The following is a 17,715-nucleotide window of genomic DNA, read 5'->3' on the forward strand; positions in this document are numbered from 1 at the left end:
CTAAACGGCGATACTGTTTATGCTTTCTGCTGCCTTACCGTCTGTCTTCTTTGTAAAAACAATGGGAATCTGTTGCCCCTGGCTGTTATGCCAGGAGAGTTTCGTACCCTTACTTTCTTTGTGAAGATCTTTGCCATCCCAGCGCCAGCTTTTTTCTTTCGGCTGCATCAGGGTTGCAATCTCATCTTCACGCAGATGTTTTTTACCGCGATTCCGACTACCAGTCCCAACCGACCAACCGACCAGTCCAGCAATCATTGTTTCCATTGGAACCAGATCCTCTCGCTGCAGATTAAAGGTCTGAGTATTGTCACCGTTCTGGCCTTCCTGCGCAGGCAACTGACCGGCGGAGTCATTATCCGGAACAGTTATTACAGGATTTCCGGTCGCAGGCAGTGCCTGTTGCTGTTGCACAGGTGCCAGCTCAGTGGGGATATTATCAACGGTGGCATAATAACCTGCCAAACCTTCCCCGTCCCTGACATTTGCACCGCCATGACTCAGCCGGTCGAGATGGCTGCGCATTCCCCAGTCGCTGGCAACCTGCTGCGGGGACAGGCCGCTTGTCAATCCGCTGAGGACATCCTTGACAGCGGTATCGCCGGACAGGGTGATGAAATTGTCAAACCCGGTGTTAAACGAGAAGAGTCCGCAGGAGAATGGATCAATCTGTCCAAGCCCGACAAAGATGAGACTTATAAAATTCCCGTCTAGAATTTCCACCCGGCCATAATCACCAAAAATGACATCCTCAGACCAGTCGCCGGAGAAGGTATCACGGCCATGCCCGCCGAACATGATGTCATTGCCGCTGCCGCCGTCTAAGATATCATTACCGCCAATGGAATACCCCATGGTTTCCGCTATCAACAGATTGGCAGCAGGATAGTAGGCGTAACCAATGTCACCAAACATGATATCGTTGCCGGAAGAACCATAGAGGCTGTCTGAGCCAGCGCCACCAAAGAGGAAATCATTATCGCTGCCACCGTCAAGACGGTCGTTACCACCGGTGCTGAAGGAAATGGTTTCCATACTCCTGAAAGTACCGTCACTGTAAATAACCCTGCCGCCATCACCAAACAGGGCATCTTCTCCCGAACCGCCGGAGAGCGTATCATTGCCGCCACCGCCGAAGAGAGAATCCCGGCCGTTACCGCCATCGAGCTGATCGTTGCCGCCGGACTCGGCAAAACCTGTCACCTGACCGGGCGCTCCACCACTGAAGAGCACCGACCCGGTATCTCCGATGAGAACGTCATTACCACTGCTGCCACTGATGGTATCGGAGCCGTTGCCGCCAATGAGAACATCGTCCCCGTCACTGCCGGTGAGGCGATCGTTGCCGCCGCCATTACCGTTGGCTTCAACCTGATTTGGACGACCACTGGAGAGGGTAATGACCCCGGTATCACCCAGCAGCACATTATTGCCGCCCGCTGCGATCAGGGTGTCAGAGCCGTCGCCACCCAGCAGAATGTCGCTGCCTGTGCCGCCGTTGAGCTGATCGTTGCCGCTGCCGTTGGTAGTTTCGATGCGCGAGGCCGTTGTCCCGGAGACGACCAGGACCCCGTTATCGCCCAGCAGTATATCATTGCCTGCATTGGAGGTGAGCTTGTCGGAGCCGCTGCCGCCGATGAGGATATCATTGCCGCCACTGCCGGTGAGGCGATCGTCACCGCCGCCGTTACCGTTGGTTTTGATCTGATTTGGACGACCACTGGAGAGGGTAATGACCCCGGTATCGCCCAATAGCACATTATTGCTGCCTGCTGCGATCAGGGTGTCAGAGCCGTCGCCACCCAGCAGAATGTCGCTGCCTGTGCCGCCGTTGAGCTCATCGTCACCGCTGCCATCGGTAGTTTCAATGCGCGAGGCCGTTGTCCCGGAGACGACCAGGACTCCGTTATCGCCCAGCAGTATATCATCGCCTGCGTTGGAGGTGAGCTTGTCGGAGCCGCTGCCGCCGATGAGGATATCGTTGCCGTCACTGCCGGTGAGGCGATCGTCACCGCCGCCATCACCGTTGGCTTCGATCTGATTTGGACTACCCTCAGAGAGGGTAATGACCCCGGTGTCGCCCAGCAGCACATTATTTTCACCCACTGCGATCAGGGTATCAGAGCCGTTGCCACCCAGCATGATGTCGCTGCCTGTGCCGCCGTTGAGCTCATCGTCACCGCTGCCATCGGTAGTTTCAATGCGCGAGGCCGTTGTCCCGGAGACGACCAGGACTCCGTTATCGCCCAGCAGTATATCATCGCCTGCGTCGGAGGTGAGCTTGTCGGAGCCGCTGCCGCCGATGAGGATATCGTTGCCGTCCTGGGTGGTAATCTGATCATTACCGCTGTCAGAGCCGTTGCTGGCTGTAATGTGGGTAACCGTAGTGCCTGAGACCTGCAGTACACCGAAGTCTCCCAGAACGATGTTATTGCCAGCCCCGCCAGGAATGGTATCGGATCCGCCACCACCGAGCAGGATATCGTCACCTTGACCGGTGGTGATCCTGTCATCACCGCTGTTTGCGGCAACAGTGGTTGCTATCTCCTGCATGTCGCCGTTCTCTGCAAAGGTAATCAAACCGGTATCACCAAAGACAATATCCATCAAACCATTGCCAGTAATGGTATCCGCGCCTGCGCCACCGAAGATTATATCGTTATCGCGGCCGTCTGGCAGAGAAGAGTTGCCGTTGATGACATCATCGGCCCCTTCAGTTTCGTTCACGGTACGAATGGCGATAACCTTGTCCATATCGGTTATCCGCTGAGTTCCAGCTTTCTGCTGAATCTCGCCGAAATCTCCGAAGATGATGTCTTCGCCGGTATCTCCGGTAATATTATCTTTGCCTGCCACCAGAGGATCATGGGTCTCCGGATTGTCAGTCGCGGCTGGCGTGTTGACCACGGTCAGAATCTGTCCCGCCAGGTCTAATCTGGTGTTAACATCGACATTAAAACCGCTGTCACCGTAGATATGATCATTGCCTCCAAGGCCATGGATCTCATCATTGCCCGATCCGCCAGCCAGATTGTCGCCCACCTTGCTGCCGTAGATGACATCATTACCAATACCGCCAAAAATGGTCACAGAGGAGTTTGAACCGCTGGCGTCGATAATATCATTGCCCGGATTATTAAACTCATAGGCCCCCCCGGTCAACGCGGTCGCTGTGGTGGCGATATCCGCATCATACCTGCTGCCATCCTGCGAAGTGTCACCGAACAGAATGAGAACACCGTTATCTGCGCCGATGTCGGCCGTCAGTTGATCACTGCCGCCACCGCCGTGGATGGTGGTGATGGTATCTGCCAGAGTACTTTCAACAGTAAAAGTGTCATCTTTATCACCGAGCAGAATCTCAACGGTTTCAAACCCGCTGTAAGTGATACCGCCCACGTAGGTAACAAGGTCCGGGCTGGCCTCGGAGCCCATATTCAAGGTGAGGTCGCCGCCCAGACCAAGACCGGAGATATTGCTGTCGGTCAGAAGTCCAATGTCCTCATTCTCCGAGCCGTCATTAAAAACGTTAAGGGTATCAGTCTGGATCAATTCATCGATATCGACAGCAGTCGAGGTCAACACCTCATCGCTCTCAGTCGGCAGCATAACCGCCAGTTCCAGCGTTCTGTCCTTACCCGCTGGGACGCTGCCTTCGATGAACAGCGGCCCCTCTATCTGATCAACCGTATGCGACTGCAGAGCAAAGGTCTGGACAATCGAGCTGCCCTCCGTGGACGCCGAGTTGGCATCAACAGTGATGACTGCTGCCACATTCCAGTTTGCATAGGTGAAGGTAACCGCTTGCGCGGCATCATCGAACCGCAGGTCTGTACTCGTCAGAAGGGTTTGTCCGTCGGAAAGCAAATTGACGGTGACAGTAGTACCAGCCGCCGGTGCTTTCTGCAGGCTGATTGAATACGTGTCCGAAATTGACTCGTTGACAAAGGTAGAGCCATCGGACTGGGTAATGAGTACACCGCCCCGGTCATTGTCCTCTACCACGACCTCGACACCTTCCGGTTCGCTGTCGTTAAAGGCTGAACCGGGAACGCTGCTGGTGACTGTAAACTCTATCGATTCACGGACACGGTTTTCCGGCAGGCTGTCATCCACTGCGGTAATGGTTACAAACCGGGTTATATCCCAGTCGATGGCGCTAAATGTCAGGGTAGTGGTATCAAGACTTATCTGTGAACCATGCGTCAGGGTAACGGTTACTGTTTCACCTGCCGCCGGTGCCCTGGTCAGCGCCACACTGATCGCATCAGTCAAACTGCCTTCCACGACAGTCGAGCCGGGAACAACTTCGGCCACAATAAGATCGGCCTTGTCGTCATCGTAGACCTTAACCTCGAAGTTCGGCATGAAGATATCACTGACAGCATCAAGTTCTTCCTGCTGCCCGGCCGTGACACTCGAGGGGTCCTTAGCCTCAACAATCACTGAATGGCTGATAATTGCGGTCTGGACTCCTTCTTCAGCAGTATCAGACGCAGCCTTGACGTAGATTGTCCGGGTTGTATTCCAGTTACTTTCAGAATCAAAGACAAGCACCAGTGAATCGGTGTAGTTGGTGCCATCTATCGATACCAGAACGGTGCCGGCGCTGCCATCCTGATCCTTGTCTTCCGTTGTGGACCGGGCCGCAGAAACCGTTATGCAGGCGATGGATGCGGCGGTCGGTACAGCAGTTTCAAGATCAAGCGTATACGTGCCGAATGATGTCGCATCGTCCTCGACCAGGGTAAGTCCGTCGGTCGGAGTCAGCACCACCTGCCCCCTGGCACTGTTCCCAACGTTCAACTGCACGCCGTCGACGAAAATTCCGTTATACTGTGGATCATCACTCGTTACGGAATGATTGATGTAGCCACTGTTTCCTGAACCACTGGAACTGTAGATGGTGGAAGTTACATTACCGCCGACATTAAAAATGTCACTGCCAAGTCCGCCAATGATAGAGGTCACCATATCTTCGGAAGTGGAGAGGATAAAAAACTCGTCGTCCCCTTCCAGGCCATCAAGCTCGGCAATTTCGACATTCTCAAAACCGATATTGAGCCCTGCACCGTAGATACCGTCGCGGGTTATCACAAAATCATCATTTGCCTCAGTACCAAGCGCAACCACCTTGTCGGTACCACTGCCGCCGTCAATGGCCAGAGGTGCATTAATTGAATAGAAGATTGTATCATCGCCAGCTCCGCCGAACAGTTCGGCATCGCCACCACCAGCAATCTCAGTGCTGTCTTTCTCAAGGAATGCGCGGACAATAAATTCATCATTGCCTTCCTCGCCGAACATTTTCAGCAGGGCCTTGTTGCTATAGACCGAGAATTTGTCGTCACCGGTGCCGCCATAGATAACCATCGATTCACTGATGCCGATGCTGAGGAAGCCAAGGGTGGTTTCCCTGGTCACAACCTCATCGCCTGCAGCCACGTAAGGCGCAATCCGGTCTGCTGCGTAGAGCTGGCCGATCTGGAAAGTATCCCTGCCAGCACCACCGTCAAGCGTAGTGAGACTGGAGTTGTCATCACTGTAAAAATAATCGTCGCCATCCAGACCATTTATTCGCAATCGGGCATTGATATTCTGATCATAATTGATGCGTTCGGCCTGGGTAAATGCGCCGTCGCCGCCAGTGGTGTTCAGATAAGCAACAAACTCTTTCCTGAGCAGGAAGGTGTCACTGTCTGCCGTACCGTTGATGGTAAGATGATCGGTACCGTCATCGGCCGCCCCGCTGTCAGCAACATTTATGATGTAATTGCTGGCGCCATCGACATTGACCGTATATTCATCTGTGCCGCCCTCACCATCGAGAGTAAGTTCGGCCGTTCTGGAGGGCAGCTCAGTGACAGTAATGGTATCATCGCCGGTGCCGCCATATACCTCAGCTTCTCCCACGAAGACGTCAGTATTGATGAAGATGGTATCATCGCCACCATGGGCCGAGATGGTAATCAGACCGCTTGCCGTTGTCTCGCTGGTCGTATCGAAGATGATACTGTCGTCATCACCGTTACCGTTTACCTCAATGTTGATACCCTGCACAATACCGCTGATGGTCATGGTGCTGCCAACGCCAGGATCAGCGTTACCATAATCACCATTGAGATAGACATTGCCAACATCGGCAAGAATCTCAGCGCCAATCCCTATGGTGAGATCATCACCAGCATTCAGGGAGACATCACCAGCTTCGGCCTGCACGGTAATACCAGCAAGCACCGTCAGGTAATCGTCGGCAGGATCAACACCGTCGGTGGACGTTTTGACGATGTTGCCTGTTTCCGCTATGACGTTTTCTGAGATGATCAGGGGGCTGTGTGTCACGGTGGTAATTGACCCACCTGCCAGCATACCGGGTGCGTCATCATCGACAACACCACCAACCGTCATGGCACCGTAGTTATCAATCCAGGTGGAACCTGCAGTTGACTTTCCTTCAAGATTAGCCACTTCTGTGCTGATCGACTTGTCAGCTTCACCGATATCCTGTGAAGCAAAGAGATATGTTTTACCGGAGAGGATGTTGGAACCGCTGGTTCTGCCGTTTTTGATTGAGCCGACAGGCGTTGCTATAAAAGCAGTATATAAGCTGCTGTAGCCGCCGGTTGACACGGTATTCAGGTACAGATCACCAGTGGTTTCGATGATATAGGTGTTGAGGAATGACTCGGCGGTCAGGGTCCCGCTGCCATTTCTGTGGCTGTCGAGGTCCAGATCATTACCGGAATTTCCGATTCCGCCAAATCGTGCCCGGAGCGAGATATTGTTAGCGAAGATATCAACCTCCGGCCTGCTCTCAAGACCGCTGCCATCATCGACAAAATCGAGAATGGACTGATGCGCAACCAGATCCACATCACCGGTGACAGAAGTGATAGTGTTGATATTCATGTCATTAGAAGTCTCTGCCAGCCAGATCGAACCCTGGGCGATTGCAGTCAGGCTTCCCGATTGAGATGTATCAGTTTCCAGATAATCGGCAGGAGCTCCGGTCTCGCCAATCGTACCACCACTGTTCAAAATGATAGAGACAGCTTTGACCTTGGTGAAATCAGTGTTGAGCGCGTCGATGATGGAACCGTCGGCAGTAAGATCCGCGACGCCGGTTTTCGAATATATCGACTCAATCCGCATGTCACCCGCTGTTCCTGTACTGTTATGCTCACTCAGGTATATCGACTCGGTACCCCTTGCGGTAATCGTACCGGTACCAAACAGGTCAGTGTAGAAAGGTTTATCTGCGGTACCGATGCCGCCATCACCAGCTTCGAGCAGCAGGTTGCCGCTCTGGATGTTGATTACACCGTCTGCTGCACCATTGCTGATACCAGCCCCAACCTTGATTCTGACGCTGCCAGGATTGGCAACTGTTCCGGCGACGATGCTATCGACCTGCAGCAGCCGCTCAACGGAGTCTACCGGTGCAGAGCCCAGGAAGATATCACCATCGACATCAGCAGTGAACAACCCGCTGGTGTTGACGTTAAGATCATCACGGTTTTCAATGAGAATAGAGAGAAGAGTTGGACTGTCACCCCGTTCCAGGGAAATTGCCACCGGAGTATCTTCCTGGGCCAGCTCATTTCTGCCTGACAGGATCAGGACGAGGGCGGAGACCGACTCAACCCGGTAGTATTCCGAGGTAGCGGTATCATTACTGGCCGAGCCACTGATCTTGATCAGAGAATCTTCCACGTAACCGTCTGTAATCCAGCTGCCACTGCTGCGGGTGATAGTGTCACCCACCCGGCCGGTTGAATTCCAGCCGTTGTTCTGGAAGGTTACCTCCACGCCTTCATTCATCGCAACCGTTTCAAAAGCCGGATCAAGCGTAATGCCTGCAACCTGCACATCCTTGCCAACTTCCGCAACCAGCGCCGAATCGGCGATCAGGGTCATCTTGTTACCGCTGATCGAGCCAATGGTGTAATAGCTTAGTCCCACGGTTTCGTTTGCCGTATTACCGCGCACGATGATGTTCATGCCCACGCTGAAACCGCTCCAGTTTGAGCTGTCTTCACGGGTCATGGTCCAGAGAGAGTTGTCAAAGGTAACCCTGGCGTTGATCAGGTCAGTGGACAGATAGGAGACATCGGCCCGCTCTGCCGCTGCCATAGCGACCCGCTCGTCGGTGGTAAAAGCATCGCCGTCGAGCATGATCTGAGTGGGATCACCCGTCTCACCAACAGCATCGCCAACGGTAATTGTCAGGTTGCTGGCGACGATATTTGCTGCCTCGATGTTGATCTGTGTATCAGTGACTGATTTCAGTAAGCCACCGCCGATCAGGTTCAGCAGCTCTTCTTCTGTCCAGACCTTGATGGACGAAGTAAGGGCAGTTTCTTCGCCGTCGGTCACAGTATAGTCGAAGCCCTGATCGTAGCTGGTGGGCATTGCACTACCCACCTCAGTGAAATAACTCTCAAACTGTGAATGCAGGGTGTGATACTCCGCAGTCCGCTTATTTTCCAAAGTGGTTATGGCGTCATCGTCATAGCTCAGCTCCGTGCGATAATAGTCCTCTTCCGCCTGCGCCAGTGTCACCTGAAAACTGCTGTCGTAAACCGTGGAGTCAGCCTGCTGGTTCCGATAGATCCAGTAGCTGCGATACTCTCTTTCCTTCGAGGACTCAAAGGCACTGATGGTGTCCTTAAGCTTGTCCGTTGCGTCGTCACCAACCAGCTGCAGATCAGCCCAGACGCCACCTTTCAACTCATTATAGGTCCGCTCATCCCGCTCCTGGAAATCATTTGCATCAAGCAGGTCACCACTGACGACGTCTATATAGACATCACCGGTCGTGGAAATCTGATCAACCCGCAGATCACCACTTGCTTCCTGCAGATAGATATTGCCGGTGGCGGAAGCGGTAACGCTGGTGGTTGGTGTGGTGGCCGCCGTACTGTCAACCTGAACCCCTGAATCAATAACCAGCCATGGATTATCGGCGGTGGTGCCATTACCGATGCCACCGCTTGCAGCGGTCAGAGATATTGACGCACCGGTCACTGTTCCCGCATGGTATGTGGTGGCCGTATTCTGCGCCACAGTAATTGCCCCATCTGCATGAAGAACCACATCTCCATCCGCTGCGCTGATTGAGTTTACATACATATCACCGCTGACCTCGGTAATGGCGATGTCGCCACTGCCGGAGACCGCATAAATCCCCTCGCTGCCAGACCAGTTGCCGCTCGGGTCTGAGAGGTTGATGGTTATCGGCTGCAGTGTGGTGCCGATATTTTTATCTGCCTCAAGGCTTATGTATTTGCCTGCCAGCCAGGCCCCGCCACTGACGGCTTCAATGGATCCGGTCGAATCAATGGCAATATTTCCCGCAGTGGTAATGACTGCGCCGACCAGGAGAACATCCCCGCCACCGGTGGAATTAATTGTTACACTGCCTTCTGCCTGGCCGATATAGCTGATGGTTATCGGGCGGTGAGCATTGAGGGTATGGGTGTAATAGTCTTCCTTACCCTCAACCTGCTTATACTTGGCCTCATACACATGGCTGCCGTACCAGGTCCAATAATCATTGTGCCAGTATCTGATAACATCTCCTGACTCTACAATCGCACTATCCGCAACAAAAGTATAGTCGGCGTCCGCGCCAGCTGAACTGTCAAAGTAGTAGTACGGTCCAGTACCTGCATAGGTAGGCGGCGTCGCCACCACCGTACTGTCCCACTCATCATAGTCGTCCTGGAAAACATCTGGTATCACCCCGAGCCAGCCGCCGCTCTTGATATATTTGTAGTTTGTTGTCTGACTGGTGACCACCGTCGTCCAGCCGTAACGAAGCTGTTCGTTCGGCTGATAGGAGAAGGTGTCACCAGTCAGCAGGGTTGATATTCCTTCATAATCCGGGTCGTCTGAGCCGTTTGTAGTCAACTCAATACCGTTTTCAGTCCACTGGTACAATGAGGTGTAGGAATCTGCGGTATCTGCGTCCAGCACAGTGGTATCCGTCGGTGTACCATTCGCCTTATCCACGATGATCAGGGTTCCCTGACCACGCTGAGAGATATCAAGCTCGTTAACCAGAACATCCCAGGTTGTTTCATTGTTGATCGTTACAGCCGCATATTCACCCAGCACCCTGATCTCACCGGTACCGGTGTTCAGGATATTGCCGAAAAGTTCTATATACCCACCGCTGGTCCTCAGCTCGCCCACCTCAAACTGCCAGGTTGAGGTATTGAAATAGATCTCAAAGCCATCACTGGCTTCGGATGCGTCTTCCAGATACACCTTTCCCGTCTTGCCATAGGTATAGATCTGCGTCAGGGCCTCTGAGTATGCATCTGCATCAATGGTCACCTCATACGAGTCCCTGCCGCTCTGCATGATGCCGTTAATGTTGATATATTCAGCATCGATATGAATACGATCACCATACATTGCATACGGTTGCGTACCAGTACTGTTGACTACTGTCTGTACTGCGGTATCGCTTGCCTCTTTGACACCGGCACCATCAGTACCGGCCCCGTAGTCCCCGGAGGTTCCGCCAGAGACATCACCAAGCTGACTGGCCGGTTCACCACCCACCGGATAAGATGTGAGGCCGGTAATATAGACGTCACCACCGGCGATAACCGTAATATCCATGGCCCGAACTGTTCCCTCAAAGCGGATATCACCGCCAACTGTGGTGAATGTTGCTGAACCGCCATCGTTGTATATTCCCAGTCCGCCGTCATCGGGGCCAAGCACCGTTATATCAGGCCATGGATAGCTGCCGCCGTCTGGAGGCGTTACCGTGTTGACATTGAGCGTATTCTCCACAAGAATCGCCGGGCCGTCTCCTGTTGCCGGATCAGCCACCTCGGAAAGATCAAAGGTGACAGCTTCCGCAATAACGGGATCATCAATACCAGTAAATCCCTGTGCATTATCAAGATCGGCATTAATCTGATTCTCGTCCCTGATATCCTGCAGCACATCCACCAGTCTGCCATTGAAATACAGACCGCCGTTGGTATCGGGAATGGTTATCCCCATCAACTCAATAAATGCGGGAGTCTCATTTGTGATAGTGACGGTAACATCATTGGGCGCGATAAACGTACCGGTGCCGTCAAGCACATCGGAGCGCACGTTGATAACACCTGCCTGGGCCCAGATTGGATTGACGGTAATGGTAAGAACTTGTTTTTTGGGATAAATGGTGGAAACTGTTCCATCGGGTGCAGTGACCTCTTCACCAAGGCCGGAAGCATCAAGGGCTGCCTTAAGACGTGCTATCTCCCCCTCATAAAAGCTCTTCAGGGTACCGTTGGTCTGGCCATACTCGGCCAGCATTGACTCGGCGTTTTGCAGCTCCTGCACCATCTCGCTGTCAATTTCCTTGAAACCCGTCTCATAGGTTATGCCAAGATCGGCGTCGGAGGTAATGTCTACATTCTGATCCACAACAATGGTATTGCCTTCGGAATCAGTACCGTAAACAGGGGTAACATTCCAGCCCGTTATCTTCAGTGTCTGCTCCCGGGTGAGACCGGTTTCAATGGTGCCGTCGATATTGACATAGCCGTGGGATTCCGCCAGTTCCTTGCCTTCAAACTGCTCATCACCACCGCCGCCCAAAAGAGAATTGAGACCATCAGCCGCCTCGCTGACCCAGCTCACCGCTTTGGCCTTACCAGTCAGATATACCAGGCCGAGGTTATCAGCAAAGAGTCTCGCCTCTCGACCAGTCTGCAGCAGGGCACCGCTTTGTACATCGATACTGTTTTCCTGAACGATAAAGGCTTTGGCGTCGATATCGGAAATCGGGATCGCGGACCCGGCAAAACCATCCCAGCGGGATTCAACAGTATAAATGTCCGAATAGTTTTCAAAGCCTGCAGCAGTGGAACGTCCAGCAGAAAGATTGAGATCACCTAATGATCGCAGGTGGGCACCGCTCAGGATGTCAATCACATTCTCTGGTTTAATTTCAACATAACTCTCCCCAACCGAGACTGTGCCTGCACCATAGGTTTCAACCGATACGGTACCATGGATTTCCCCCTGACCTCGGGCAGAAAGGTTCATGGCGCCGACACCCAGCAGTGTGGCCCCGGTGCCAATTGTCACCTGAGCAAGATCCCTGGCAGTCTCTATAGTGAGGTCTGCCCCGGCTCCAGCGAGAGCCCCGCCGGTTGTAAAGATGATCTCTTCTTTTATATCGAAGATATTCAAGGCCGCCAGATTGAAATTGTCATCATTGGAAGAATATCCAATAACCTTGAGGCTGGCGTTGTTGCCGACAATCACTTCGGTATCAAGAGATATAATGGTCTCGCTGTCAGCTCCGGCTTCACTGACAATGCCACCGGTGCTGCCCTTCATATAGCTGTCCCCTTCAATCCGATTGGTCGCAAGCAGATCAATATCGCGGGCGGTAATATTCGCCCCGCTGCCAATTGTGGTGGTTACCGTAGCCGTTATAGTGCTGTCGGCCTCTGCGCCTGCACCTGACAGAGCACCGTAGGCACTGGTGTTCACCCTGGTACCATAAAGCGCCTGGTGATAGCTCTTGACATCCAGCTCTCCGGTGCCTGATTCGGTCAAATCGACAACAGTATCCGCCCCTATTGAGGTAGTTGTCGTGCTGATATTGGTGGTTTGAGGACGAGCCGCAGCTGCACCGACGACACCGCCAGCACCGGCAGAAGTATCTGCGTAGTTATCATCAAGGCCACTTGCGGTAATTTCAAGAGTGGAACTGTAGATATTCGCATGAGCACCAAGCGAGGCATTAATCGTGGTATTGGAAGAGGCGTCTGAGGCAGTAATGCCCACGGCGATAACACCGCCGACATCAGATTCAGCCGTACCCTTCTGACGCAGTGCCGTCTGAGCAATAACTGAAACATTGTCATTAACGCGTATAACAGAGTTATCACCAATGAATGCACTGGTATCGCTGTTATTGGTGACATTGGCGATAGTGGCGTCAACCCCCACCAGCCCGCCGGCAGACCCTGAAGCCGTGGCCGTCGCACTGTATGTCTGACCGTCCAGAGCCCCCTGCGCTGCATTAATCGTCAGGGACCGGGCCCCGATATCACCGCTGGCAGAAGCTGTCACCGTCGCATCGAGAACCGTTTCAGCCTTTGAAACACCAACAGCCAGCAGACCGGCGTTAATGCCGGTGACATCTGATACGGCACGCATCTTACTGGCAGCTTCAACAGCAATCGCGCCTGTCACGTCTATGGTGCTGTTGTCGATAAAGGCGACAACCTGTGGATTGACGGTTACCTCGGCCCAGTTATAAGAACCAGCCCCAATACCACCGGCAAGAGCGAAGACAGTGGCTTCCGCATCAGCCTTGGCCAGTGCAGAGATATCAAGAGTCCGCACTGATTTACCAGCAGACTGACCCACATTAACATAAGGCCCGATATGGGCATCGACACTGCCGCCGACAGTAACCTCGATGAGGGTCGCACCGGCAGCAAGAGTCCCAAGGCTTATGCCATAGGTATCTCCGGTGATCTTTGGCATGGACAGTGCATCGATACGCACCTCGTCCGCCTTCTGAATTTCCACAGTGTGAGTAGACGACGTTCCTTCAATATATGCGCTAACAGTGTTGCTGACCTCATGATTGACGTAGGAGCCGCTGATTCCGATACCCAGCGATGCAGCAACTGCAACGGCAGTGGAATCAATTTCTGAGGTATCTTCGGCATTCAGGACAACATCTCCAACGGCGTTGATTATCGAATCATGGGTGCTGTCGGCGACAATGGAAGCTTCCACATTATTGCTGATGTCGTTCCAGGTGAAGGAAAGCTGCGCCGACAGAGCGCCAGAAACTGCGACACCACCCACGAAGCTGCGGATATAAGAGTCCGAAAGCGCTGTAACAGAGAGGTCGTTGGACGTCGTGTTGGAGCCGCTGATTCGGGCGCGTGTCGTATTCTCGATCTTATTACGACCAACGATGCCGGAAACAGCAACACCCGAGGCTGCAATTGAGAGACCGATGGACTGGATCGAGGATTGATCGACAGCCTCAAGGTGCACATCACCCAGGGCGTTCAACACGGAACCATCGAGAACCAGGGCTTCTGTCGACACGTTGATCTCGTTGCCAAAGAAAGAGGCCTGGACGGCAACGCCACCAGAGGCACCGACACCTGCCGACAGCCCGACGATGGCAGCTTTGGAATCAGCATCAAGGGAAATGCTGCCCGCCGTTGAGGTGACACTTGAGTGATCAATGACTGAAGAGATATCGTTGTTGATCACATTACCGGTGAGAATAGCAGAAACCGCGACACCGCCACTGCCCGCAATGGAAACCACTACCGACAGGATGTTGGCATCCGGATCTGCAATCGGAGAATCTGCCAGAGAATCATTGAGACGCGTTCTGGTGCTGTCACTATCCGGATCGTCGGCAGCAGCACTACTGTCACCATCATTATCGGGGACAAACATGTTGATAATGGCCGACAATGGACTCGCGGCCGGAGCAAGATCGTCTGCCAGCAGCGTGACATTACCAAGAACGTTGACTGTTGAGTCGGCAATGAGTGCAGAGGTTGTGTTTTCTATCCAGTTGCCCATGGCTGTGAGCTGGACGGCAAGACCGCCGCTGCCGGACACGCCTATGCCAAGAGAGCGGATTATTGCTTCCGAGTGAGATGCAAGCGCGAGAGTTGCCTCGGAATCAACCGTACTGTAATTTATTTCCGTTTCAATGGTATTGACAATGACATTGGCCGCAAGAGCCGCACCAATTGCCCCGCCGCCGCTGCCGGACACGCCGATGGCAAGAGTATTGATCTCTGAGCTGTCGGTTGCCAGCAGACTGATGGCTCCGTCTGCATCAATATCGGAAAGGTGATCGGCTGTACCGGTAATCTTCGCCGAGGTGGTGTTGGTGATAACGTTACCTGTCAGTGACAGGATACCTGCAGCGGCACCTGAACCAGCGACGCCCAGACTTATCCCAAGGATATCTGCATTATTGGCAGCCGTCAGATCAAGCGTACCGTTGCTGTCGACGGTTGACGTGTCAATACTGGTCTCCACCGAGTTGGTGATCACGTTTGCACCGATGAGCGCGCCAACGGCCACACCACCGGTACCGGCAATCGATATGCCGCCGGAACGGATCATCGAGGAATCGCTGGCAGAAAGGGCGATATTGCCGCCAGTGTCAGCCACGGTTCGGAGCGTCGAAAAATTACTGACGGTGGAACCGACACTATTGGTAATCACGTTGCCATAGCCAGTGACGTCGACCGCCACGGCACCAGAGCCGGCAACACCCACAGTAAGACCGACGATTCCGGCTTTCGACTGCGCATCCTGAATGATATCACCGCCAGTCGAGGTAACGGAGGAGTCATCGATATCCGTTGTAATGGTGTTGGCAATAACGTTACCGACAAAAGCCCCATTGACTGCGACAGCACCAGTTCCAGCGACACTGACCATGAGGGAAAGGATATTGGTTGACGTATCAATAAGGGTATCTGCGGTCGAATCATCGACGGCATCCTTCATACCATTGCCGGAGTCATCATCAGGCAGCATGTCGAGAATCCAGCCCAGCGGAGCTGCTGAAGGTGCCCTGTCCTGGGCGCTCAGATTGATATCGCCGTCTGCCTGAACAATCGATCTGGATATTTTTGAGGAGGTATTGTTAGTGATGACATTACCCATCGCCGAGACCTGAACAGCCACTGCTCCAGAACCGGAAACACCAACGGACAGAGTGCGGATTATCGCCTCTGAAGCCGCATCAAGATCAATACGGCCTGATGTTGTCAGGACATCAGCATCACTGATTTCAGTGCTGACGGTATTGCTGATAACGTTTGCGGCAAGCGCCCCGCCACCGGCAACAGCACCAGTTCCGGCAACTCCGACAGCAAGCGTGTTGATCTCTGAGCTGTCCAGTGCGGCAAGAGTAATATCGCCAACTGCGTCGACATCGGAGTTGTAAGCAGCAATTACATTGCCGTCACCATCCAGTCGTTCATAACCGGTAATGCCGGATACTGTTGTATTGACCACAACCGCACCCGTCAGGGACAGGGAGATAGCAACAGCACCAGAACCGGCAACCCCCACCGTAAGCCCGAGAATGCTGCTGTCGTTTGTTGCGCTCAGAGCTATAGTGGAATCACTGTCGACTTTTGATCCGGCAACCTTTGATTCCACACTGTTGGTTACCACATTTGCAGCGATAAGCGCACCAACAGCGACGGCACCGGTCCCTGAAACACTGATGCCTGCCGACCTGATAAGTGATATATCGTCTGCATCAAGGGACACAGTACCATCGGCAGCCTCAGTTGTGACAACTGCATCATTTTCAATATATGAGCCGACGCTGTTGGTAATCACGTTACCATAACCTGTAGCATTAACGGCAACTGCACCAGAGCCTGCCACACCCACGGTAAGCGCAATTATACCTGCGTTCGAATCACTGTCGAGAATAACATCTCCGGCAACGGAAGCGACAGAGGCGTTGTTTATCGATGTTTCAATGGTATTGGCAATCACATTACCGACAAAGGCGGCATTGACGGCGACTGTGCCGGATGCCGCCACACTGATCATCACCGAAAGGATATTTGAATCAATGCTGAACGGTGTGCCCGCAGTTCCGTCACTGATATCACTTGAATACTCACCGGGAACAAGACTGTTGCTGTCAGGACTCGACAGCCAGTCAGGAATCAGGCCTGGTGCCGCATCACTTGCAGTAAGTGTTATCGTACCGTCCATATTGACAATTGATGCCTGATCAATAACAGCGCTGACATTGTTCGCCACAACATTACCCATGGCGGTCACCTGTACTGCTACGGTACCGGAACCGGCAACACCAACAGCGAGAGTATGAATACCGGAAGACGAGAGGGAGGTAAGAGAAAGGGTCGAATTCCCGTCTACGTCACTGCCACTGATACGGCTTTCCACAGTATTGACGATAACGTTGGCCGAAGCCGCAACGCCCACCGCAACACCGCCCGAACCGGCAACACCAAAGGCCAGTGAATCAATGTTCGAGCTGTCAGTTGCTGAAAGGGTTATGGCACCGACTGCATCGATATTCGAGCGAGCTGCACCATTTTCGATTACCGCAGAGGTTGAGTTGGTTATGACATTCCCCGACAGCGAGGTCATTACCGCAGCTGAACCAGAGGCTGCGATACCAGCGGTAAAACTAAGAATGTCGGCCTCGTTTGCGGCAGTAAGATCGAGGGTGGAAGCGCTGTCCACCGTTGAACCGGAAATCCGGCTCTTCACATCGTTGGTTATGACGTTGGCACCTACCAGCACGGAGACGGCAGCAGAACCGGATGCGGCAATGCCAATACCAAGCGATCTGATCTGCGACTGATCTGTGGCAGAAAGATCAATGCGACCGCCGCTCTTGACAGTTGAACCACCCGTCACCTCAGCAATGGTCCCATTGGTTATTACGTTACCAAAACCACTGGCGTTCACTGAAACGTTACCAGAACCTGCCACACCGACTGACAATGCAATAATACCTGAATCACTCAACGTTTCTATAATAATGTCTCCATCGCTACTGACGATGGTACCGGTTGCATTGGCACCGGCAATTACCGTTGAGCCGTCTATGTCAGCAGTCACCGTATTAGCGACCACATTACCCATCAGCGAGACCCCGACCGCTACTTTGCCGGAACCGGCTATACTGAG

General features: G+C 53.2%; 1 protein-coding gene (running past one end of the window). It reads right to left on the reverse strand.

Annotated features, from left to right (window positions below):
- A protein-coding gene (locus tag JWG39_RS03060; RefSeq protein ID WP_205217894.1) for a DUF4347 domain-containing protein crosses the window boundary here: on the reverse strand, positions 1-17,715 show its 3' portion. Its footprint extends 11,709 nt past the window's final position; only the last 17,715 of its 29,424 coding nucleotides appear in the window; the start codon falls outside the window, past its right edge; the stop codon is at positions 1-3.

The sequence above is a fragment of the Desulforhopalus vacuolatus genome (assembly GCF_016918505.1).
GTDB lineage: Bacteria > Desulfobacterota > Desulfobulbia > Desulfobulbales > Desulfocapsaceae > Desulforhopalus > Desulforhopalus vacuolatus.